This is a genomic window from Ruegeria sp. A3M17 (genome assembly GCF_003318255.1).
In the GTDB taxonomy this organism is placed as follows: Bacteria; Pseudomonadota; Alphaproteobacteria; order Rhodobacterales; family Rhodobacteraceae; genus Ruegeria.
Genome location: NZ_QOCF01000025.1, coordinates 1 through 20,348 on the forward strand (window position 1 = coordinate 1; position 20,348 = coordinate 20,348).

The 20,348-nt window shown below is 55.7% G+C and carries 23 protein-coding genes, 2 tRNA genes and 1 pseudogene; 18 read left to right on the forward strand and 8 right to left on the reverse strand.

Translation table 11 applies throughout. From position 1 onward, the window contains the following. The 3 genes and pseudogenes from DS906_RS22310 to DS906_RS12975 form a co-directional block, all read right to left on the reverse strand. Nucleotides 1-295, reverse strand: a pseudogene (locus tag DS906_RS22310) (hypothetical protein); the annotation flags it as partial. 436 nt (nt 296-731) lie between these two features. Then, nucleotides 732-2,549, reverse strand: coding sequence for a translational GTPase TypA (typA, locus tag DS906_RS12970; RefSeq protein WP_113790577.1), 1,818 nt, complete (start codon nt 2,547-2,549; stop codon nt 732-734). Nucleotides 2,550-2,625: 76 nt separating this feature from the next. Further along, nucleotides 2,626-2,961 (reverse strand): multidrug efflux SMR transporter, encoded by a 336-nt coding sequence (locus DS906_RS12975; protein ID WP_113790578.1) that lies wholly within the window; start codon nt 2,959-2,961, stop codon nt 2,626-2,628. 205 nt (nt 2,962-3,166) lie between these two features. On the opposite strand from DS906_RS12975, the gene DS906_RS22630 reads away from it, so the two are divergent. Next, nucleotides 3,167-3,298 carry a hypothetical protein gene (locus DS906_RS22630; RefSeq protein WP_255415401.1) on the forward strand — a complete coding sequence of 44 codons (132 nt, stop codon included), beginning with the start codon at nt 3,167-3,169 and terminating at the stop codon, nt 3,296-3,298. 53 nt (nt 3,299-3,351) lie between these two features. Here the strand turns inward: DS906_RS22630 and DS906_RS12980 are convergent, their stop codons facing one another. From DS906_RS12980 to DS906_RS12990, 3 genes are read right to left on the reverse strand one after another with little or no spacing between them, the layout of a single operon-like run. Beyond that, a complete protein-coding gene (locus DS906_RS12980) occupies nt 3,352-4,509 on the reverse strand; it encodes an HD family hydrolase (protein ID WP_113790579.1) in 1,158 nt (385 codons plus the stop codon). Further along, nucleotides 4,506-4,751 (reverse strand): hypothetical protein, encoded by a 246-nt coding sequence (locus DS906_RS12985; RefSeq protein ID WP_113790580.1) that lies wholly within the window; start codon nt 4,749-4,751, stop codon nt 4,506-4,508. The genes DS906_RS12980 and DS906_RS12985 overlap by 4 nt, the downstream gene beginning before the upstream one ends. Next, nucleotides 4,751-5,404 carry an alpha/beta hydrolase gene (locus DS906_RS12990; RefSeq protein WP_058271679.1) on the reverse strand — a complete coding sequence of 218 codons (654 nt, stop codon included), beginning with the start codon at nt 5,402-5,404 and terminating at the stop codon, nt 4,751-4,753. The genes DS906_RS12985 and DS906_RS12990 overlap by 1 nt, the downstream gene beginning before the upstream one ends. A 177-nt stretch (nt 5,405-5,581) precedes the next feature. Between DS906_RS12990 and DS906_RS12995 the strand changes: the two genes are divergently transcribed. The 10 genes from DS906_RS12995 to DS906_RS13040 all read left to right on the forward strand — a co-directional run bounded on the left by DS906_RS12995 (nt 5,582) and on the right by DS906_RS13040 (nt 14,094). Then, a complete protein-coding gene (locus DS906_RS12995) occupies nt 5,582-6,040 on the forward strand; it encodes an Rrf2 family transcriptional regulator (protein WP_113790581.1) in 459 nt (152 codons plus the stop codon). Nucleotides 6,041-6,100: 60 nt separating this feature from the next. Beyond that, nucleotides 6,101-7,144 (forward strand): cysteine desulfurase family protein, encoded by a 1,044-nt coding sequence (locus DS906_RS13000; RefSeq protein WP_113790582.1) that lies wholly within the window; start codon nt 6,101-6,103, stop codon nt 7,142-7,144. Nucleotides 7,145-7,161: 17 nt separating this feature from the next. Beyond that, nucleotides 7,162-8,682, forward strand: coding sequence for a Fe-S cluster assembly protein SufB (gene sufB, locus DS906_RS13005; RefSeq protein WP_058277970.1), 1,521 nt, complete (start codon nt 7,162-7,164; stop codon nt 8,680-8,682). Between the two features lie 37 nt (nt 8,683-8,719). Beyond that, nucleotides 8,720-9,595, forward strand: coding sequence for an FkbM family methyltransferase (locus tag DS906_RS13010; protein WP_113790583.1), 876 nt, complete (start codon nt 8,720-8,722; stop codon nt 9,593-9,595). 38 nt (nt 9,596-9,633) lie between these two features. Then, nucleotides 9,634-10,389, forward strand: a complete 756-nt coding sequence (sufC, locus tag DS906_RS13015; protein WP_113790584.1) for a Fe-S cluster assembly ATPase SufC — start codon at nt 9,634-9,636, stop codon at nt 10,387-10,389. Continuing rightward, nucleotides 10,389-11,669, forward strand: coding sequence for a SufD family Fe-S cluster assembly protein (locus tag DS906_RS13020; RefSeq protein ID WP_113790585.1), 1,281 nt, complete (start codon nt 10,389-10,391; stop codon nt 11,667-11,669). The genes sufC and DS906_RS13020 overlap by 1 nt, the downstream gene beginning before the upstream one ends. Next, complete coding sequence (locus DS906_RS13025; protein WP_113790586.1) at nt 11,669-12,154, forward strand: YIP1 family protein; 486 nt, start codon at nt 11,669-11,671, stop codon at nt 12,152-12,154. Before DS906_RS13020 ends, DS906_RS13025 begins: the two co-directional genes overlap by 1 nt. Nucleotides 12,155-12,228: 74 nt before the next feature. Next, the gene (locus DS906_RS13030; RefSeq protein ID WP_233494791.1) at nt 12,229-12,717 is read left to right on the forward strand and encodes a YIP1 family protein; all 489 of its coding nucleotides are present in this window, start codon (nt 12,229-12,231) and stop codon (nt 12,715-12,717) included. Between the two features lie 13 nt (nt 12,718-12,730). Next, nucleotides 12,731-13,951 (forward strand): cysteine desulfurase, encoded by a 1,221-nt coding sequence (locus tag DS906_RS13035; protein WP_113790588.1) that lies wholly within the window; start codon nt 12,731-12,733, stop codon nt 13,949-13,951. 66 nt (nt 13,952-14,017) lie between these two features. Continuing rightward, a tRNA-Arg gene (locus DS906_RS13040) sits at nt 14,018-14,094 on the forward strand. Nucleotides 14,095-14,251: 157 nt separating this feature from the next. Here the strand turns inward: DS906_RS13040 and DS906_RS13045 are convergent. Next, nucleotides 14,252-15,046, reverse strand: a complete 795-nt coding sequence (locus tag DS906_RS13045) for a hypothetical protein (RefSeq protein ID WP_147235250.1) — start codon at nt 15,044-15,046, stop codon at nt 14,252-14,254. A 598-nt stretch (nt 15,047-15,644) separates the two neighbouring features. Further along, nucleotides 15,645-15,734: transfer RNA gene (locus tag DS906_RS13050), tRNA-Ser, on the reverse strand. 123 nt (nt 15,735-15,857) lie between these two features. Between DS906_RS13050 and DS906_RS13055 the strand changes: the two genes are divergently transcribed. The 7 genes from DS906_RS13055 to DS906_RS13085 all read left to right on the forward strand — a co-directional run bounded on the left by DS906_RS13055 (nt 15,858) and on the right by DS906_RS13085 (nt 20,330). Next, nucleotides 15,858-16,700 carry a DUF2059 domain-containing protein gene (locus tag DS906_RS13055; RefSeq protein WP_113790730.1) on the forward strand — a complete coding sequence of 281 codons (843 nt, stop codon included), beginning with the start codon at nt 15,858-15,860 and terminating at the stop codon, nt 16,698-16,700. Beyond that, a complete protein-coding gene (locus DS906_RS13060; RefSeq protein ID WP_113790590.1) occupies nt 16,700-17,500 on the forward strand; it encodes a DUF2059 domain-containing protein in 801 nt (266 codons plus the stop codon). The genes DS906_RS13055 and DS906_RS13060 overlap by 1 nt, the downstream gene beginning before the upstream one ends. A gap of 208 nt (nt 17,501-17,708) precedes the next feature. After that, complete coding sequence (locus tag DS906_RS13065) at nt 17,709-18,326, forward strand: 50S ribosomal protein L21 (RefSeq protein ID WP_113790591.1); 618 nt, start codon at nt 17,709-17,711, stop codon at nt 18,324-18,326. Between the two features lie 11 nt (nt 18,327-18,337). Further along, nucleotides 18,338-18,607, forward strand: a complete 270-nt coding sequence (gene rpmA / locus DS906_RS13070) for a 50S ribosomal protein L27 (RefSeq protein WP_058271644.1) — start codon at nt 18,338-18,340, stop codon at nt 18,605-18,607. A gap of 84 nt (nt 18,608-18,691) precedes the next feature. Then, complete coding sequence (locus DS906_RS13075) at nt 18,692-19,192, forward strand: GNAT family N-acetyltransferase (protein WP_158541326.1); 501 nt, start codon at nt 18,692-18,694, stop codon at nt 19,190-19,192. Beyond that, entirely contained in the window at nt 19,189-19,797 is a 609-nt protein-coding gene (locus DS906_RS13080; protein WP_113790593.1) for a LysE family translocator, read from the forward strand. The genes DS906_RS13075 and DS906_RS13080 overlap by 4 nt, the downstream gene beginning before the upstream one ends. Further along, on the forward strand, nt 19,794-20,330 hold the full coding sequence (locus DS906_RS13085) for a GNAT family N-acetyltransferase (protein ID WP_113790594.1): 537 nt from the start codon (nt 19,794-19,796) through the stop codon (nt 20,328-20,330). Before DS906_RS13080 ends, DS906_RS13085 begins: the two co-directional genes overlap by 4 nt. Nucleotides 20,331-20,348 lie beyond the last annotated feature (18 nt).

A 20,348-nucleotide genomic window follows, 5' to 3' on the forward strand; every position in this document is an offset into this window, starting at 1 on the left:
CACCACCGCCGCCACCGCCGCCGTTACCACCGCCGTCACCGCCGCCGCCGCCATTGCCGCCTTCGCCATTTTCGCCGCCATTTGTCGACGAACCTGAACCGTCCGAGCCGGAACTTCCTGCAGATGCGCCGCTACGGCTCACCGAGTTGTTGTCATCGTCATCTCGGCTGTTTCGATCGGTTCGCACCGTTGCCGTTGGAATGTCGGTCAAAATGGCCGCGAACAGGGGGCATGTCTGAGACGTGCGCGCCAGGATATCCTCAAAATCGGCACGGCGCTGAATGTAACGCAGCATCCGCTTATCTACGACTTTGCAACTACAAAGCGTTTCAGTGGATACAGATTGCCGGGCTGTTTTGACTTTGCAAACTTCAGCCGCATGAGCCGCGCTTGTTGCCATCAATGGAAATGTCGCGGATAAAAATACAAACGAATATAAACGGGACCTTACGCGCATAGCGCTACTCCTTTAAACTCATTACCTACACCTTAGAATTAAGTAATTGTGCCACAGATTTGACAAAAATACAGCCGTATCTTGCCTCATTTTTATTTCGGCTGTCTGCAGTAAATGCGGAGAAACATGCAACCTATTGGTGAAACTATATGAAAAACAACAAAAAAGCCCGTCGGTGGGACGGACTTTTTTTTGGTCAATTTATCAATTTAGGACGCAAAAATGTCACAATGGAGGCATTGTAGCCTGTATTGAAACAATGCCTGCGGTCGATTTAGGCCGATCTTGCCATCCGTTTCCGCTCGTGCGGGTCAAGGAAACGCTTGCGCAATCGAATGGCGTTTGGAGTGACCTCAACCAGTTCGTCATCATCGATATAGGCAATCGCCTCTTCTAGAGAATACTGGATATGAGGTGTCAGGCGAACGGCTTCATCGGAACCGCTGGCGCGCACGTTGGTCAGTTTCTTGCCTTTGAGCGGGTTCACCTCGAGGTCGTTATCGCGTGAGTGTTCGCCGATGACCATGCCCTGATACACGTCGGTTTGCGGGGCAACGAACATCCGGCCGCGCTCTTCCAGGTTCCACAACGCATAAGCCACGGCCTGTCCGTTTTCCATTGAGATCAGAACCCCCGCACGACGACCCGGGATCGGGCCTTTGTGGGCCGCCCAGCCGTGGAAGACACGGTTCAGGACACCGGTGCCGCGTGTGTCGGTCAGGAATTCACCATGGTATCCGATCAACCCGCGCGACGGTACATGCGCGATAATACGGGTCTTGCCGGTGCCGGCCGGGCGCATTTCGGCCAGTTCACCTTTGCGCGCGCCAGTGATCTTTTCGATCACCGAGCCCGAGTATTCATCGTCGACGTCAATGGTGACTTCTTCGATGGGCTCCATGCGCTGACCGTCTTCTTCGCGGAACAGAACCTGCGGACGTGAGATGCTGAGCTCGAACCCTTCACGGCGCATGTTCTCGATCAGAACGCCCATTTGCAATTCGCCACGGCCAGCAACCTCAAAGGCATCGCCGCCAGGTGTGTCGCTAATGCGGATGGCAACGTTCGACTCGGCCTCTTTCATCAGGCGGTCGCGGATGACACGCGACTGAACTTTCTTGCCGTCTCGACCGGCCAGCGGCGAGTCGTTGATGCCGAAGGTCACGGTGATGGTTGGCGGGTCGATGGGCTGTGCTGGCAGGGCTTCGTCAACCTGCGGCGAAACCAGCGAGTCGGCCACGGTTGCCTTGCTCATGCCTGCGATGGTGACGATATCGCCGGCTTCGGCCACGTCGATGGGCTGTTGGGCCAGTCCGCGGAACGCCAGGATTTTCGACGCACGGAAGTTTTCGATCAGCGTACCATCACGGCTCAGCGCCTTGAGGTTGTCGCCCGCTTTCAAAGTGCCGCTTTCCACACGACCGGTCAGGATGCGACCGATGAACGGATCGCTGCCCAGCGTCGTGGCCAGCATGCGGAAGGGCTCATCCTTGTTTTCGACTTGCTTTGGGGCAGGGACGTGATCGACGATCAGATCGAACAGGGCGGTCAGGTCCTTGCGCGGCCCGTCCAGCTCCATATCCGCCCAGCCTGAGCGGCCCGAGGCATACATGGACGGAAAGTCCAGCTGATCATCGTCAGCGCCGAGGTTGGCAAACAGGTCAAAGCATTCATCAAGTGCGCGGTCTGGTTCAGCGTCGGGTTTGTCGACCTTGTTCAGCACCACGATGGGACGTAGGCCCAACGCCAACGCCTTGGACGTCACAAATTTGGTCTGCGGCATCGGGCCTTCGGCGGCGTCCACCAGCAGGACAACACCGTCGACCATGCTGAGGATCCGTTCGACTTCGCCACCGAAATCGGCGTGGCCGGGGGTGTCAACGATGTTGACCCGCGTGCCCTTCCATTCGACCGAGGTCGCTTTGGCAAGGATGGTGATGCCGCGTTCGCGCTCCAGATCGTTGCTGTCCATGGCGCGTTCGGCCACCGCCTGGTTTTCCCGGAACGCACCGGATTGTTTGAGCAGCTCATCCACCAGGGTCGTTTTACCGTGGTCCACGTGAGCGATGATTGCGATATTGCGCAGGTCCATGAGAGGTCAGCCTTTGAACGGGAAGTTGCCGCGCGCATAACGCGGATTGACTGAATAGGCCAGCCCTAACCGATCGTCAGTGGCCCGCTGTGCTGGAAAACAGGTGAATGATAAGGATTCCGGCCAATATCATCGCCAAACCGACCACCGCAGGCCAGTCCAGGCGCTGACCAAAAACAATGAAGCCAATGATGGCGATCAGCACGATCCCCAAGCCGGACCAAATGGCATAGACGATGCCGACCGGCATATACTTTAGGGTGAGACCCAGCAGGTAAAAGGCAATTCCGTAACCCACGATGACTAAAACAGAAGGCCAAAACCGGCTGAACTGCTGGCTGGCCTGCAGCGCCGTTGTGCCAATTGTTTCGGCGAAAACCGCCAGCAAAAGGATGAGATAGGCTTTGGGCACGGCAGGTCTCGATTCAGTTGCAGTTGGGGAGGTTGACCACAAAATCCCAATTCACGACAAGGGGAATTCGGATGGATATCGGGAAAAGTTTGGTGTCGGAAGCACCGGGACTGCTGACCGAAGAGGTCAGGATAACCATACTATATCAAAGAGAAAAATTCTGATATGAAATGGGTGGTTTTTAGTTTTCTTTTATGAGTTTTCAATGACGAAATTTGCGATATCCGTGATCGTTGCTTCGGCATTCATAGTGGCGCTTGGGTGGCTTGCGGGCGGGGGGTCCGTCGAAATAAACGCAGCCAGTGGTGTTGAGCGGTTTGAAAGTTTTCAGGTTTAAGTGCCTGCCGGAACGATTGGAAAAGGGGCCTTTGTGCCCCTTTTTCTATTGGCTCAACCCACAGTGTTTTCTGAAAAATACGCGCTCAGTTGCGGTCGCAACCATGACCACAACTTAGGTGCGCCGCGATTGATCGGCGTTCCCACGCGCTGTTCGATCTGGGCAAAGGTCACGTTGTAATCGACCCAGGATCCGCCACCTGTTTCAAGGTTTCCGACTGGGGTTTGAAACCGATCGATCGCCTTGGCAAATCGCGCGTCTGGCGACTCGGCGGCTTCGAACTCCTCCCATATCGTCCGGAAGGCGTGCTGCGGTGCCTCGGGCAACAACCCGAACAACCTGTCGGCTGCTGCCTGTTCTTCGGCTTCTTGTGCGGCATGGTCGACTTGTCCGTGGATAGGGTGATCTCCGGCGTCGATCTCGACGATGTCATGCAGTAGAAGCATTTTCAGGACTTGGTCCAGCGATACACCGGGCTGCGCGTATTCCGCCAACACCCAAGCAAACAGCATGATGTGCCAGGAATGTTCGGCCGAGTTTTCAAACCGCTCGCCGGACAACAGGCTTGAGGCGCGGTATACGGATTTCAGGCGGTCTGCCTCAGTCAGAAAAGCCAGCCGTTCGGAAAACGCTGTTTCCGGTGTTGACTGCACGTGCAGCAGGGCACTGGCCAGGGTGTGTGCTTGGGGGAATTCCCGTGCCAAATATGCGGCGCGACCACTGCTAAGATTTTCCCGAGCTACTTCAACATGATCCGGGTTGGGAGTTGGCGCACACAAGACTTGAAACAGGGGTTGGCATCGGTCCAGATACTTAGCGAATTTCGCGTCCGGTGTCGTGTCAGACTCGAACTCTTCCCACAGGACCTGAAACGCAGACGTCTGATCGTCCGGCAAGAGGCCAAACAACTCGTCCGCCGCCGCGCGCTCGGCGTGTTCCACGGCGGTCCAATCGGTTTCCAGATGAATGGGGTGATCGCCGACGATGATCTCGACCAGATCGTGCAACAGCAGCATGCGTATGACGCGGTTGATATCTACATCGTCACCGGCCAGCGGCTCCATCGTCAGTGCCCATAAGGCCAGGTGCCAGCTGTGTTCTGCGGAGTTTTCGGGGCGGGACTGATCCAGCAGAGCATTGGCGCGATCGACCGACTTCAGCCTGTCCGCGCGTTTCAGGAATTCAAGTTGCGCGGACAGTCTTTCAGTCATTTCTTTTCAATCGCTTTCACCTGGGATCGATGTTTCGTCAGTGCGTCGATGACAAACTTGCGCGCCTTGCGTTCAGCAATGCGCACACGCATTTCGGTCAGAAAGGCCTCTTCCAAGGTCTGTGAGGACGCGCCCAAAAGCTCTCCCACCTCGACAAAGAAACGATCATTTCCGATTTCGTCCATCACCTTAATCGTGTCCTCGGCCAGTTTGGCCGCAAGGGTTGTGATGGTATCCGACATTAGCGCGTGTTCTCGGTCAGGCGACGCTTCACATAATCGCTGACATCGGTGATCAGCGTATCCATGTGACGATCCTGGAAGAAGTGATCGGCACCCTCGACTTCATTATGAGTGATGGTGATGCCCTTTTGTTCGTGCAGCTTGTTGACCAGCGACGTGGTGTCGGCGGGCGGGGCCACACGGTCGGACGAGCCATTGATGATCAGGCCGGAGGAAGGGCAGGGCGCCAGGAATGAGAAGTCATACATGTTGGCTGGTGGCGACACGCTGATAAAGCCCGTAATTTCGGGGCGGCGCATCAGCAGCTGCATTCCGATCCAGGCACCGAACGAGAAACCGGCAACCCAGCAGTGCTTGGAGTTGTTGTTCATCGATTGCAGGTAGTCCAGCGCTGACGCCGCATCGCTCAGCTCACCGATGCCCTGATCGTATTCTCCCTGGCTGCGGCCCACGCCGCGGAAGTTAAATCGCAACACGGTGAAGCCCATGTTGTAAAACGCATAGTGCAGATTGTAGACCACCTTGTTGTTCATGGTCCCGCCGAATTGTGGATGCGGGTGCAGCACGATGGCAATCGGTGCGTCTTTTTCCTTTTGCGGGTGGTAGCGGCCTTCCAGGCGGCCTTCGGGTCCGGGAAAAATCACCTCGGGCATGTGTGCTTTGGTCCTGTCTTTTTCTTCCTGATGCCACGATATACTTGACGGTAATCGTAAGGCACTTTAGAACGGTTCTAATTATGATGCTTTGCGCAAGGCGCTGCCTGTCGGAGATACGCACTGGCGGCGGCGGCGTCAATGTTTTCGCTTATAACCTGCCATGAGGGAAAGACAATGAAGCTTTCGACAAAGGGTCGTTACGCGATGGTTGCACTGGCTGATATTGCTCTACAGCCCTCGGACCGCTTGGTGACGCTTAGCGAAATTTCCGAACGTCAGGATGTCTCGCTTCCTTATCTCGAGCAGCTTTTCGTCAAATTGCGCCGTGCCGAATTGGTTTCGTCCGTGCGTGGACCGGGCGGCGGGTATCGTCTGGCGCGGCCTGCTGCCGAGATTCGGGTGGTCGAAGTTCTGGCGGCGGTCGATGAAACCGTGGACGCGCTGCAAAAAGGTGCCGGGGCATCTGGGGCATCCTCGGGGAGCCGGGCGCAGTCCTTGACCAACCGACTTTGGGAAGGTCTTAGTGCGCATGTTTACGTCTTTTTGCACCAGACGCGTTTGTCAGACGTGATCAAGAACGACCTGGCCCCGTGTCCGGCAGTTCCCAGTCTGTTTTCTATCGTTGATGAGTGACCCGATGCCGATTGCCTTTGGGGTTTCATTTCTGCTTTGCGTCCAAGAAAAGATGTATCCATGAATCGTGTTTATCTGGATCATAACGCAACAACACCGCTGCGCCCCGAGGCGCGCGACGCCATGGTGGCGGCGATGGAGCTGTGCGGGAACCCGTCATCCGTTCACGCCGAAGGCCGTGCGGCCAAGGCTTTGATCGAACGGGCGAGGGCGCAGGTTGCAGCCGCATTTGGTGCGGATGGGGCAGACGTTGTGTTTACCTCAGGTTCGACCGAAGGGGCCGCGCTGACATTGGCCAATCGTGATTTGCATGGGTCCGCGATTGAGCATGACGCGATCAGATCATGGATCACCGAAGACTTACCCACGTCGCAATCCGGTCAAGTGGACGTGTCAAACCCCGAGCATTCGACCCTGCAATTTGCGAATTCCGAGACGGGGATTGTCCAATCTTTGCCAAACGGATTGGCCGTGACGGATGCGACACAGGTCTTTGGCAAATTGCCGGTGGCCTTTAATTGGCTGGGCGTCCAGATGGCGTTGATTTCGGCCCATAAGCTGGGCGGCCCGAAAGGGATTGGCGCGGTGGTCATGAAACGTGGCACCGAACTGCCTGCAATGATCAAAGGCGGCGGGCAAGAGATGGGCCGACGGTCGGGTACCGAAAATGTCATTGGAATAGCGGGGTTCGGGGCGGCAGCTGAAGCAGCGGCGCGGGATCTTTCAAATGGTATCTGGGAACAGGTTCGTGAATTTAGAAATATTCTAGAAAATGCCCTTGAGGCTGGTTCTAAATCTACTATTTTTGTCGGGAAAGGTCAGGACCGCCTTCCGAATACCTCGTGTTTCGCAACCCCCGGCTGGAAGGGCGAAACGCAGGTCATGCAGATGGATCTGGCAGGTTTCGCTATAAGTGCAGGTTCTGCCTGTTCCAGCGGCAAGGTCCGGGCAAGCGCGGTGTTGACCGCGATGGGTTTTGATGAGGTCACAGCAGCAAGCGCGATCCGCGTGTCTCTGGGACCTTTGACCACTGATGAAGATGTGCTGCGTTTCGCCGAAACGTGGCTTGAAAAAGAAAAGAAGCATCGCGCGCGCGCCGCGTGATCTGACGGAGGTGTCATATGGCCGCTTTGGACCAGACCCAGGTAAAAGAAGGTGTCGATCAGGAAACCGTGGACGCGGTACGCGAGGTCAGTACCTACAAATACGGTTGGGATACCGATATCGAGATGGAGTACGCGCCCAAGGGCGTGAACCCGGATATCGTCCGGCTGATCTCGGATAAGAACGAAGAGCCCGAATGGATGACCGAATGGCGTCTGGCGGCCTTCGAACGCTGGACCAAGATGGATGAGCCGAACTGGGCTATGGTCCACTATCCCAAGATCGACTTTCAGGACCAGTATTACTATGCACGTCCCAAGTCGATGGAGGAAAAACCTAAATCGCTGGATGAGGTCGATCCCAAGCTTCTAGCTACTTACGAAAAGCTTGGTATCCCTCTGAAAGAACAGATGATTCTGGCCGGTGTCGAAGGCGCCGAGGATATGCCTGCCGAAGGTCGCAAGGTGGCCGTGGATGCGGTGTTCGACTCAGTTTCCGTTGGCACAACGTTCCAGGACGAACTGGCCAAACACGGCGTGATTTTCTGTTCGATCTCCGAAGCGATCAGGGAACATCCGGAACTGGTCAAGAAGTACCTTGGCACCGTTGTTCCTGTGTCTGATAACTTTTACGCCACGCTGAACTCGGCCGTGTTTTCGGATGGCTCGTTCGTCTACATCCCACCGGGCGTTCGCTGCCCGATGGAGTTGAGCACCTATTTCCGCATCAACGCGGAAAACACAGGCCAGTTCGAACGGACCCTGATCATCGCGGACAAGGGGTCTTACGTCTCTTATCTGGAAGGTTGCACCGCGCCACAGCGCGATACAGCTCAGCTGCACGCGGCGGTAGTCGAAATCATCATCGAAGAAGATGCTGAGGTGAAATACTCGACCGTTCAAAACTGGTTCCCCGGGGATGAAAACGGCAAGGGCGGTATCTACAACTTCGTGACCAAGCGCGCCGATTGCCGGGGTGACCGGTCAAAGGTGATGTGGACCCAAGTGGAAACCGGTTCCGCCGTGACCTGGAAGTACCCGTCCTGCATCCTGCGCGGTGATGAAAGCCAGGGTGAGTTTTACTCGATCGCCATTACCAACAACATGCAGCAAGCCGATACCGGCACCAAAATGGTGCATCTGGGCAAGAACACCAAGTCGCGCATCGTGTCCAAAGGGATCAGCGCGGGTAAAGCGCAGAACACCTATCGCGGTCTGGTTTCGATGCACCCGAAGGCGAAGGACAGCCGCAACTATACCCAGTGCGACAGCTTGCTGATCGGCGATAAGTGCGGGGCCCATACGGTGCCGTATATCGAGGTTCGCAACAATTCCTCGCGCGTGGAGCATGAAGCGACGACATCCAAGGTGGATGACGATCAGCTGTTCTACTGCCGTCAGCGTGGCATGGACGAGGAAGAGGCCGTGGCGCTTGTTGTCAACGGGTTCTGCAAGGACGTCCTGCAAGCATTGCCGATGGAGTTCGCCATGGAAGCGCAGCAGCTGGTGGCGATCTCGTTGGAAGGGTCTGTCGGGTAATCCGGGTTTGATGTGTATTTGCTAAGGGTTCGTCGAAGTGCCAAAGTACTTTGATATCGACAGGACGAAACACCTGATTGATCTGCTCAGCCCGAGTCGATTGACTCGTGTTGTAGACATTGGTGCAAACCCTCTGGATGAGTCTCCCTATTACAAACTTAGGGATGCTGGCCTGTGCGAGGTCTGGGGCTTTGAGCCTCAGCCCGACGCCTATGCCCGGTTGGTTGAAACGGCCGGTCCGCGGGAACATTATCTGCCCTATGCCGTTGGGCAGGGTGGAGAACAGACTCTGAATGTCTATCGCAGCAGTGGCTTTACCTCATTCTACAGTCCCAATCAGGATTGGCTCGCAACGATCGGAAGTTGGCATAGAAAGCTTCGGTTGGTTGAGCGTTTGGATTTAGTCAGCCATCGACTGGACGATATTGATGACTTGCCCGAGTTCGATTTGCTGAAAATCGACGTCCAAGGGGCGGAAACCCAAATCTTCGAAGAGGGTGGCGAACATCTACGCAAGGCGTGTGCGATCATCACAGAGGTTGCGGCAATACCGATCTATGAGCATCAACCACTACTGAGTGCCCAAATGGATGTGTTGGGTGGTTACGGATACTCGCTGCACAAGTTTCTGACATTTACGCCAAGGCCCTTGCGCGGATGTGAGCTTTCGAAGCGGCTGCGCCCTCGGTTTCACGCAAATCAATTGACTGACGGTGACGCGGTTTTCATTCGAAAGTTGATGAAGCTGGAAGAGTTGGACAGTGAAAAAGTGAAACATCTTGCCATTTTGGCCGACTCTGTTTTCGAGAGCTTTGACATAACAACACTATCCCTTTCGGTACTGGTGGACCGACGGGAAATAACAATGCAAGCGGCCAATGGATATGTGGATCGCCTGCACAAGACAACCTGAAACGACCGCGTTCCTATATAGGAGCAGAAAGAGAAAAAATGCTGGAAATCAAAAACCTGCACGTGAAACTTGAGGAAGAAGAAAAGCAAATCCTCAAAGGCGTCGACCTGACCGTCGAGGCAGGCAAGGTACATGCGATCATGGGGCCGAATGGCTCGGGCAAGTCGACGCTCAGCTATGTGCTGTCGGGCCGCGATGGGTACGAAGTGACCGAAGGCTCTGCCACGCTGGAAGGTGAGGACCTTTTGGAGATGGAGCCCGAGGAGCGCGCTGCGGCGGGTATCTTTTTGGCGTTCCAGTACCCCGTGGAAATCCCGGGCGTTGGTAACATGACCTTCCTGCGCACCGCCGTGAACGCACAGCGCAAGGCGCGGGGCGAAGATGAACTGTCGGCTGCTGATTTCCTGAAGGAAGTGCGGGCCAAGGCGAAATCGCTGAAAATCGACGCGGACATGCTCAAGCGTCCGGTAAACGTCGGCTTCTCGGGCGGTGAGAAGAAGCGCAACGAGATCCTGCAGATGGCGATGCTGGAACCCAAGATGTGCATCCTGGACGAAACAGATTCGGGTCTGGACGTCGATGCGATGAAACTGGTGGCCGAAGGCGTGAACGCGTTGCGTGATGAAGGCCGTGGTTTCCTGGTCATCACCCACTATCAGCGCTTGCTGGACCACATCAAACCAGATGTCGTGCACATCATGGCAGACGGTCGCATCGTTAAGACCGGTGGTCCCGAACTGGCGTTGGAAGTTGAAAACAACGGCTATGCCGACATTCTGGCCGAGGTGAACTAATGGCTTTGCCCGAAGTAAAACAAACCGCGACCGAGGCGCGGCTGGCCACGCTGACCATGCCCGATGCCGGCTGCACCCGAGCAGCGCGCGAAGACGCGCTGGCGCGAGTGCTGGAAATGGGTCTGCCGGGGCGGCGCGACGAATATTGGAAGTACACGCGCCCCGACACGCTGATCTCGGCCGAACAGCCGCATGCCGCTTTGTTCCACTCAGACGAACCGCTGCTGTTTGGCAATCTCGACCGATTGAAGATCGTTTTCATCGACGGTGTGTTCAGCGCCGAAGAGTCGGATGATCTGGAACTGGAAGGTGTCAACATCGACCGGATCGAGGATATCTGCTGCAAGGATATTCACTGGGCGAAAGAGCTTTATGGCGTTCTGGAAGCTCGCGGGCAGTCTCCGGTTCAGCGGCCATTGGCAGCTTTGAATACCGCCTTTGCCGCAGACGGCGTTGCGATCCACGTTACCGGCAAACCGGCCAAGCCGATCAGCCTGATCTATCGCCATGCGTCCGAGACCTCTGACGCCATGCTGCACCACATCATCCGTGTCGAAAGTGGCGCTGAGGTGACGATACTGGAAAACGGCCCGGCAGCGTCGCGGTTCAATAAATGTATCGAGATCGACATCGCCGATGGCGGTACGCTGCATCACGTACGCGCGCAGGGCAGGGACCACGAACGTTGCGCAGCGACACACATGTTCACGCGGCTGGGTCAGGAATCTGTCTATAAATCCTTCACGCTGACAGTGAATGGAGTTCTGACACGTAACGAACAGGTGATCGAGCTGACCGGCGACGACGCCATTGCTCATGTGGCAGGCGCCTGCGTAGGTGATGGTGATTTCCACCATGACGACACGGTTTTCGTCACCCATGACGCGGTGAACTGCGAAAGCCGTCAGGTCTTTAAGAAAGTTCTGCGCAACGGTGCGACCGGCGTGTTCCAGGGCAAGATCCTGGTCAAGGAAGGCGCACAGAAGACAGACGGGTATCAGATCAGCCAGTCCTTGCTGCTGGATGATGACAGCCAGTTCCTCGCCAAGCCCGAGCTTGAGATCTATGCCGACGATGTTGCGTGTTCGCATGGCTCGACCTCGGGTGCGATTGATGACACGGCGCTGTTCTACCTGCGTTCGCGTGGGGTTTCGGTGAAGGACGCCACCAATATGCTGACGCTGGCGTTTTTGGCAGAAGCCGTCGATGAGATCGAGGATGAGGTATTGTCAGAGGCCATTGTGAACCGCCTTGAAGGCTGGCTGTCGCGACACATCTGATGCCTTTGACCTCGGATATCGTGGCCACCTATCGGGGGCCGGGTCGTGTCGTGCGGCGGCTTCTTGATCTTGGCCCGCGAGAGGACAGGGCGCTAATGTTTGTCATGGCGTTTTGCATCGTTGCATTCATCGCGCAATTGCCCAGCCTTGCGCGGCGCGCACATATCGAAGGGCTAGAACTGGATATGTTGATGGGCGGCGCCTTGATGGGCACGGTCATTATTCTACCTCTGTTTTTTTACCTGCTGGCCTTTGTCTCTTACGGCGCGGCCCGGTTGGTCGGCGGTCAGGGGACGTCCTATGGCGCTAGATTGGCTCTGTTCTGGGCGCTATTGTCCTCAACACCTCTGGTATTGTTGAATGGTTTGGTCGGCGGTTTCATAGGATCTGGCCCGGCCCTGACACTCGTCGGGATCGGCTGGTTCGCAGTGTTCCTGTGGTTCTGGCTGTCAGGTCTCAGTCAAGCGCAAAGGCGGCAAGAATGAATCCCACTGGCTTTGTTAATCTTACGATCTTGACCCTGACACACCCCGCCCAAGCGGCACGACGCCTTTTGGACATGCGCCCGGGGCGTGAAATCTTGTGGCTGGCTTTCTTTCTGGCTGTGGTGCTCAACGGCCTTGTTCAACTGGGTATTGATCATTTGCTTCCAGTCCCCGGTGATGAATCCGTACCGCCACCTACGCCAGTGTTCCTGGGGCTGGTCCGATCTGCCGGCGCCATGCTGCTAAGCGTCGGGGCATTCCTGTTCGTGGGGAGGTTTTTGGGTGGCCGTGCAACATTCGATGACATCCTGACGCTGACGATCTGGCTGCAGTACCTTCAGATCGCTGCGATGGTGATCACGCTGGTCATCACGGTTGTGCTGCCGTTTTTGATGCTGATGTTTTTGCTGGCCACGGCAATTATCAGCCTTTACGTCACGCTCCATTTTCTGAATGAAGCGCACCAGTTCGGTTCGCTTGCTAAATCCTTCGGGGTCATCGTGTTATCTGCCTTGATTGCAGTTCCCTTTGTCCTCGCATTAACGCCCGGCGGCCCCGTATAGGGAATAGAAGACCATGTATGACGTGCAGAAAATCCGCTCAGATTTTCCAATCCTGTCTCGGGAAGTGAACGGCAAGCCGTTGACCTATCTGGACAATGGCGCATCGGCGCAAAAACCGCAGGTCGTGATTGATGCGGTGACACGGGCATATTCCGAAGAATACGCGAATGTTCACCGCGGCCTGCATTACCTGTCCAATCTGGCGACCGAGAAATACGAATCCGTTCGCGGAACAATCGCCCGTTTTCTGGGCGCGGCGGACGAGGATGAGATTGTCTTGAACTCGGGCACGACCGAAGGGATCAACCTGGTCGCCTATGGCTGGGCCATGCCGCGCATGCAGGCCGGGGATGAGATCGTCCTGAGCGTGATGGAACACCACGCCAACATCGTTCCATGGCATTTCCTGCGCGAACGTCAGGGCGTCGTCCTGAAATGGGTCGACGTGGACGCAGATGGTGGCCTTGACCCGCAGGCCGTGATCGACGCGATCGGTCCCAAAACCAAGCTGGTTGCAGTGACGCAGTGTTCGAACGTGTTGGGCACAGTGGTCGACGTCAAAGCGATCACAGAAGGCGCGCACGCGAAAGGCGTACCGGTGCTGGTCGATGGCAGCCAGGGCGCTGTGCACATGCCCGTCAACGTCGCCGATATCGGCTGCGATTTCTACGCAATCACCGGCCACAAGCTTTATGGCCCGTCAGGGTCAGGCGCGATCTACATAAAGTCCGAACGCATGGCCGAGATGCGCCCCTTTATCGGTGGCGGCGACATGATCAAAGAGGTCAGCAAGGATCAGGTGATCTACAACGACCCGCCAATGAAGTTCGAGGCCGGAACACCCGGTATTGTTCAAACCATCGGTCTGGGTGTTGCGCTGGATTACATGATGGATCTGGGGATGGAAAATATCGCTGCTCATGAGGCCGGGATGCGCGACTATGCCATGCAGAAACTGACAGGTCTGAATTGGTTGCAGGTTCAGGGCACACGTCCGGACAAGGCCGCGATATTCAGCTTTACGATGGACGGGGCAGGGCACGCGCATGATGTCTCGACCATTCTGGATAAGAAAGGCGTGGCTGTCCGTGCCGGTCACCACTGCGCCGGTCCGCTTATGGATTTCTACGGTGTCACCGCGACATGCCGCGCAAGCTTTGGTCTGTACAACACCACGGAAGAGGTCGACATACTGATCGACGCGCTGGAATTGGCACACGATTTGTTTGCGTGATACCTGACCGATCCGGAAAGATTTGCAGTTGCACCCGGATCGGATCAAGGTTAGCTAACGGCCAAGGCACCTGTAGCTCAGCTGGATAGAGCGCTGCCCTCCGAAGGCAGAGGCCAGAGGTTCGAATCCTCTCAGGTGCGCCATATCATCCTTGAAAAATCATGAAGTTAAAGGATGATGTAGCGTGTTGGGTTTATGGCGTGCTGATTTCTTTACTGATTAAGTTCCGCTGAGACCCACTTTGTAGCACATGATACAATTCTTCGCGCGGCCCGCTTCAGCGGAGCGCGCGTTTGGACGTCAATTTGTGTTACTGAGTGCCCAAAGGGAGCAGCGTTCGCTAGTCAATTGAAGCAATTGAGCATCTTCTTTCCGAAAGACATGGAGCTCCGGGGTGGCGGGAGCATCAAGCGCAACGTTGTCCGAGTGATCATCAAAATCGACCACGCGGACAACGTAGCCGTCCAAGTTGTCAGGCAAGCTAAATTGATGCTTCATCCTTGCCAACGCTGGCGACGGATCAGAAAAGAAGGCATTACATGCATCGAGAAACGCCAGTTTTTGACTGGATTCTGGGTCTATGCGCCGGAAAAGCAGTGTAATTCCCTGCACGCCAGAGCCAACCAAGTCGGTGCTAATGAAATTGTAGAGGATTTTTGTGAATTCCCAATTTTCTAGGTCGCCGGGGTAAGTATTGAAGTACAATTCTCCTTCGGGTTTCATTCTGCACTCATCCTGTCGAACTTGTATGGGGATGGCATAAGGAAACACTGGAGCGCCGCTGTCGCCGGGCAATAGGTTGCGCATGTTAAGTTCCACTCGATAGATGTCATCGCGAGAAACTTGTTCGGGTGCTTTGGTTTTTTTGCGGACAACTTCATCGCACAAGGCGCTTAGCGCTATTTCGAACTGCAGCGGTGCTTCACTAATGTCTACTAAAGTTGCAAGTGTTCGAACTCGCCAGTGTCCATCGTATTCCGTCCAAGAAATGTCCTGGGCTAACCACTTTCCTTCGGCAGCGAAGAGGACCTCTTCATCACCAGATTGCTCGGCAGCGCTTGGGTTTACTAAACCTACGGAAACGAAGAATGACAAAAACAGCAGACCAATACTCTGGCAACACCGAGTCATCGTAATCCTTCCTAAGACAAAACTCCTAATCAAAGGGACTTAACTCTGCTTTGCAGTAGCAACAAGGCCGATGGAAATGCGCGTGCGTTAGTGAGCCAAATCTCTGCAATAAAATGATGGCAACGCTGATAGAATCAGCAAAATCTCAGGGTCCATTTGACCCGTTCAATTTTCTATACCAGGCCCCATCCCACGCACCGATAGTTCTTGATCCGCAGGAGGATCCCGCCAGTGCGCGCGGATCCGAACCAACCTGCCACTCACAAAGCACCTTTAATCTTCCGCAACCCGATGATCCAAGGGCGTCGCGTGACCCGAGGCCCGAGCCTTTTCGAATTTTAGTAAGGCGCCACGCACAGCCCGCCATTAGGGCCGGGCGCAGGTACGTTCGGGGGGAGACGGTGGATTGTCTAATTCAAAAACCTCAAAAGGTCGCTTTGCTTGACACCGTCGCGGACCCATCTGTTTTGACAGCCTACACTGCAGCAGAGACACCAGCATCAATACCACATAGAGACCGAGTGCAAACGTTCAGATGACTGCCAATCCTGAGTAGGGATAATGGCGGAGAGACAGGGATTCGAACCCTGGGTGGGCTTGCACCCACAACGGTTTTCGAGACCGCCCCGTTCGACCACTCCGGCACCTCTCCGCGGGGGTCTGTGAGGGGGGGATTTAGTGAGGAACGCGCGGGGGTGCAAGCAGAAAATTCCTGAAAATGACCAAGCCGGGTTTTTCCGTTGCCTGGCGCGGTATTTCCCCTAGGCTCATAGGTATGACTTATCCTTTACGCCAAACTATCCTGCCGCTATTCGCCGCGGTTCTGTTCGTGATCTCTGGGTCGCAGCAAGCACTTGCTGCCGGACGAGATCGGATCGAAGCCTTTTTGACAACAACCGGGTTCGACGTTGCACTTGAAAGCATCGCGCTGGCCTCGGCCTCGGCCCCGCAAATGTTGGGAATCGATCCTGACGGGTTTGGGTCCGACTGGACACGCCTGACCGAAGAAGTCTTTGACACCAGGGACATGCGCGAAACAGCTGTGTCTATTCTGGAACAAACACTGGGCGATGAAGCGCTAACCCATGCGGTCGAGTTCTATGCATCCGATCTTGGACAACGGCTGGTCGAGGCCGAGAATGCATCGCACATGGTTGAAGATGACGATGCCAAGCAACTGGAAGGGCAGAAAATCGTCTCGGACCTGATCAAAGATGGATCCAAGCGGGTCGAAAATCTGAAACGCATGAACAATGCAATTGATTCCAGCGGGACGGCATTGCGTGCGCTGCAGGAAATTCAGGTACGCTTTTTGCTTGCTGCCAGCGCCTCGGGGGTGATCGACTTGCAGCTGGGCGCGGATGAACTGCGTCAGATGATGAAGCGCAATGAGACCGGCATGCGGCAAGCTTTGCAGCTGTCCGCGCTTGCCGGGGCAGCCTATACCTATCAGGACTTCTCGGATTCTGAGGTCCTCGCCTATGCTGAGGCTTTGGAGCAGCCTTTGATGCAAGAAGTCTATGAGCTGCTGAATGCCATTCAATACGAAATCATGGCCATGAAGTTTGAAGATTTGGCCGCGCGGATGGCGGAACTGCACCCGGCTCAGGATATCTGATGCGCCTGATCGCTGCTTGTTTTGCCGTTTTGCTGTCAGCCATGCCACTGGCGGCGTCCGAGCGGGTTGAACGCCTCATGCAGGCGCTTCAAATGGAACAGGTCGTCGATATCTTGCGCGACGAAGGTTTGGCACAGGCGAAAGGCCTGAACGACACGTTTCTGGGTGGTGACGGCGGGCCGCTCTTTGATGATCAGGTGGACGAAATTTATGATCCGGAGTGGATGCAGGAACAGATTTCTGGGATCTTCGAGACCAGCCTGACAGCCAGCCAGATGGATCGCGCGACCCTGTTCTTTGAAAGTGATGTCGGGCAAACCGTTATCACACTGGAAAACTCGGCCAGAAAGGCCTTCGCAGATGAAACCATCAAGGATATGGCGCGCGAAAACTATCTGAACGGGGCAGGCGGCACCCAACTTTACCGGCTGGTCGGCGAGTATATCGACGTCAACGACCTGATCGAAAAGAACGTCCAAAGCTCGCTTAGTTCGGATTACAACTTTTTTCGCGGCCTCAGCGCGGATGCCGGAACCAGCTCGGAAGATATTCTGGCGCAGCTCTTGTCGGACAAGGACAGTCTTGCCGAGGAAAACCGCATCTGGTTGTATTCCTTCCTTCTGGTGGCCTATCAACCGCTTAATGAGGCTCAGATGCGGGAGAACATTGCTTTTTCCCGTACTGAGACTGGACGCGCAGTAAACGAAGCCTTTTTCGACGGTTTCGATAAGATGTATGACCAGATCTATTTTCAACTGGGGCAGGCGGTGTCTCGGGCGCTTAGCGCATCGGATCTTTGACCCCGCATTTGATGTTGACTTTCCGGGTCGATCTATGGATAAGCGCGCATCCCGGCCGGTATTCCGCGCCGGGTATCGTTATTATTTGACCCTTAGGATTTTCTAAAGGTCATTCACACAGCCCGAAAAGGGCGCGCTGTTCGAGGTGGCGAAAGCCAAAAACGCCCGGTCGGGGACCATAGAACGCGATTAGACAAAGGAAAGACGCATGTTTGCGGTCCTCAAGACTGGCGGCAAGCAGTACAAAGTTCAAGCGGGCGATATCCTCCGCGTTGAAAAATTGGCTGCCGACGCAGGTGAAACAGTTCAATTCAACGATGTTCTGATGCTGGGCGGCGACGCTCCGGTTGTTGGTGCACCGTTCGTCGCAGGCGCAGGCGTTCAGGCCGAAGTGATCGAACAGATCAAAGGTGACAAGGTCATCAACTTCGTAAAACGCCGTCGTAAGCACAGCTCGAAGCGTACCGTCGGCCACCGTCAGAAGCTGACTCTGGTCAAGATCACCGACATTTTGGCGTCAGGCGCCGACAAGTCGGGCATCAAAGCTGCAACCGGTTCGGCGCCGGCTGGCGAAGCTGCCCCCGTGGCAAAAAAGCCTGCCAAGAAAGCTGAAGCCAAAGCAGAGGCACCTGCCGCTGCTGCTGCCGCTGACGATCTGACCCAGTTGACCGGTGTCGGCCCCGCCGCTGCCAAGAAGCTGAATGAGGCCGGTATCGAGAGCTTTGCCGCTCTGGCCGCCTTGTCGGACGATCAGATTGCTGCTATCGAAACGGTCAAAGTGAAACCCGAATGGGTTGAGCAGGCCAAAGATCTGGCTAAAGGCTAAGGAGAGACAGAATGGCACATAAAAAAGCTGGCGGTTCCTCCCGTAACGGTCGCGACTCAGCTGGTCGCCGCCTTGGCGTGAAACTGTATGGTGGCCAGGCCGCCATTTCAGGCAACATCATCGTGCGTCAGCGCGGCACCAAGTTCTGGCCGGGCGAAGGCGTGGGCATGGGCAAAGATCACACCATCTTTGCAACCGTGGATGGCGCTGTGAAGTTCCACAAGGGACTGAAAAACCGCACCTTTATTTCGGTCCTGCCAGTGGCGGAGGCCGCAGAGTAAGCCGAAACCCAGAAGGTTTAAGAAAATTTCATGGGGGACTGGCAGAAAGTGCCGGTCCCCTTTTTCGTTTTCAGGAGCGGTCCCATGACCGAAGTGATAAAAACAGAGCGTCTTGTCCTGCGTCGGTTTCGGCGTGAGGACTCGTCGCGTCTTGTCACTCTTCTGAACGATCTGGACGTAGTGCGCTGGTTGACGGTGGTACCGCATCCCTATGAGGCCGCGCATGCTACCGATTTTGTCGACGCGATGGCTGCTAAGCATGATGCCTTTGCTATCACTCGTGAGGAAAACGTCATCGGCTGCATCTCGACCGGATCTCAGCTGGGGTATTGGGTTGCCAAAGCGTCCTGGGGGCGGGGCTATGTGACCGAAGCCTCCCGTGCGATGATTTCTAGGTTCTTTCGATCTGATCGGCAGGAACTCACCTCGGGTTATCACATGGGCAACGAACGGTCGAAGGCGGTCCTGTCCAAACTCGGTTTCAAACCAGGTGGGCGGCATCGTGCGACAGCGCGGTCGACCAACGAAGATGTGACAATTCAGGACGTTCTGCTGCGTCGAGCGGACTGGAAGGCGATGCAATGACAGTCGCCACCACCAGTTTCCTGATCTTCGCAGCCTCTCAGGTCGGAACCCCCGGACCCGCCAATATGGTTCTGCTGGGCACAGGTGCACGCTTTGGGTTTCGGGCGGCTCTGCCGTTTGTGGCCGGTGTGATCCTGGGTAAACAGCTGATCATCTGGCCCGTTGGGTTTGGCCTTTTGCAACTCGCGGATCAGGCACCGATGGTCTTTACGGTCCTAAAATACGCCTCGGCGGTGTATATCTGCTGGTTGGCCTGGAAGATCGCGAACCTGCGCTTGTCGCGCAGTGAAGCCACCGGAGACGTGCCCGGTTTTTGGGCGGGGCTGATCGTTCATCCCCTTAATCCAAAGGCATGGGCTATGATCATAGCCGGTTTTACCGGGTTCGTTGCGGTTGGTACGCCCAGCTTTAACGCGACGTTCACGATCGCTCTCTGTTTATTGCTTTGCCAGGCGGTTTTACACCCGATCTGGACATTTGCCGGAGATAGAATTGCCCACGTGGTTGAAGGTCGGCCCGTGGAAAAATATCTGATGTGGGCGTTAGCTAGTCTCACTGTTGCGTCCGTATTTTTTGTGTTGTTCGGAGGAGGAACGCACTTATGAAACTCGAGACAATAATAAACCAGCCGGTCCTTGAAACCGAGCGGTTCGATCTGCGCCCGTTGCGCCGGTCGGATATGGGGCTCATCGAGCATTATGCAGGCGATGAGCGTGTGGCACGTATGACCACTTCGATCCCGCATCCGCTGCCGCCGGGTTCGGTCGAGGCGTTTGTGACGCGTTCGATGGCCGAAGACCGGGATGAGGACGTCTGGGCGATGGATGCCACCAAAGATGGTGGACCGGAACTGATTGGTCTGATCTCGCTTACACGGTTGGATCGCAATCAGTCCGAAGTTGGCTATTGGGTGGCGCCTGTTTACTGGAATACAGGCGTTGCCTCACTGGCCGTCGAGAGGTTGGTGAAAGCTAACCCGCTGGAAAATTCGAATATGTTCGCCAGCGTGTTTCAGGACAATCCGGCCTCGGCCCGGGTTCTGACCCATTGTGGGTTCCAGTATCTGGGTGATGCCGAAAGTTACTCGGTGGCGCGCGATGCGAATGTGCCCACCTGGACATATAGTAAAAAACTCTGACTTGTGGCCGATGGGGCC

Coding starts and splice junctions, on each gene's coding strand:
- DS906_RS13020 (WP_113790585.1), top strand. CDS start 10,389: ATGGCTTTGCCCGAAGTAAAACAAACCGCGACCGAGGCGCGGCTGGCC.
- DS906_RS22630 (WP_255415401.1), top strand. CDS start 3,167: ATGACGAAATTTGCGATATCCGTGATCGTTGCTTCGGCATTCATAGTG.
- DS906_RS13060 (WP_113790590.1), top strand. CDS start 16,700: ATGCGCCTGATCGCTGCTTGTTTTGCCGTTTTGCTGTCAGCCATGCCA.
- typA (WP_113790577.1), bottom strand. CDS start 2,549: ATGGACCTGCGCAATATCGCAATCATCGCTCACGTGGACCACGGTAAA.
- DS906_RS13000 (WP_113790582.1), top strand. CDS start 6,101: ATGAATCGTGTTTATCTGGATCATAACGCAACAACACCGCTGCGCCCC.
- DS906_RS13025 (WP_113790586.1), top strand. CDS start 11,669: ATGCCTTTGACCTCGGATATCGTGGCCACCTATCGGGGGCCGGGTCGT.
- DS906_RS12985 (WP_113790580.1), bottom strand. CDS start 4,751: ATGTCGGATACCATCACAACCCTTGCGGCCAAACTGGCCGAGGACACG.
- rpmA (WP_058271644.1), top strand. CDS start 18,338: ATGGCACATAAAAAAGCTGGCGGTTCCTCCCGTAACGGTCGCGACTCA.
- DS906_RS12995 (WP_113790581.1), top strand. CDS start 5,582: ATGAAGCTTTCGACAAAGGGTCGTTACGCGATGGTTGCACTGGCTGAT.
- DS906_RS13075 (WP_158541326.1), top strand. CDS start 18,692: ATGACCGAAGTGATAAAAACAGAGCGTCTTGTCCTGCGTCGGTTTCGG.
- DS906_RS12980 (WP_113790579.1), bottom strand. CDS start 4,509: ATGACTGAAAGACTGTCCGCGCAACTTGAATTCCTGAAACGCGCGGAC.
- DS906_RS13080 (WP_113790593.1), top strand. CDS start 19,189: ATGACAGTCGCCACCACCAGTTTCCTGATCTTCGCAGCCTCTCAGGTC.
- sufC (WP_113790584.1), top strand. CDS start 9,634: ATGCTGGAAATCAAAAACCTGCACGTGAAACTTGAGGAAGAAGAAAAG.
- DS906_RS13030 (WP_233494791.1), top strand. CDS start 12,229: ATGCGCCCGGGGCGTGAAATCTTGTGGCTGGCTTTCTTTCTGGCTGTG.
- DS906_RS13055 (WP_113790730.1), top strand. CDS start 15,858: ATGACTTATCCTTTACGCCAAACTATCCTGCCGCTATTCGCCGCGGTT.
- sufB (WP_058277970.1), top strand. CDS start 7,162: ATGGCCGCTTTGGACCAGACCCAGGTAAAAGAAGGTGTCGATCAGGAA.
- DS906_RS13085 (WP_113790594.1), top strand. CDS start 19,794: ATGAAACTCGAGACAATAATAAACCAGCCGGTCCTTGAAACCGAGCGG.
- DS906_RS12990 (WP_058271679.1), bottom strand. CDS start 5,404: ATGCCCGAGGTGATTTTTCCCGGACCCGAAGGCCGCCTGGAAGGCCGC.
- DS906_RS13065 (WP_113790591.1), top strand. CDS start 17,709: ATGTTTGCGGTCCTCAAGACTGGCGGCAAGCAGTACAAAGTTCAAGCG.
- DS906_RS13035 (WP_113790588.1), top strand. CDS start 12,731: ATGTATGACGTGCAGAAAATCCGCTCAGATTTTCCAATCCTGTCTCGG.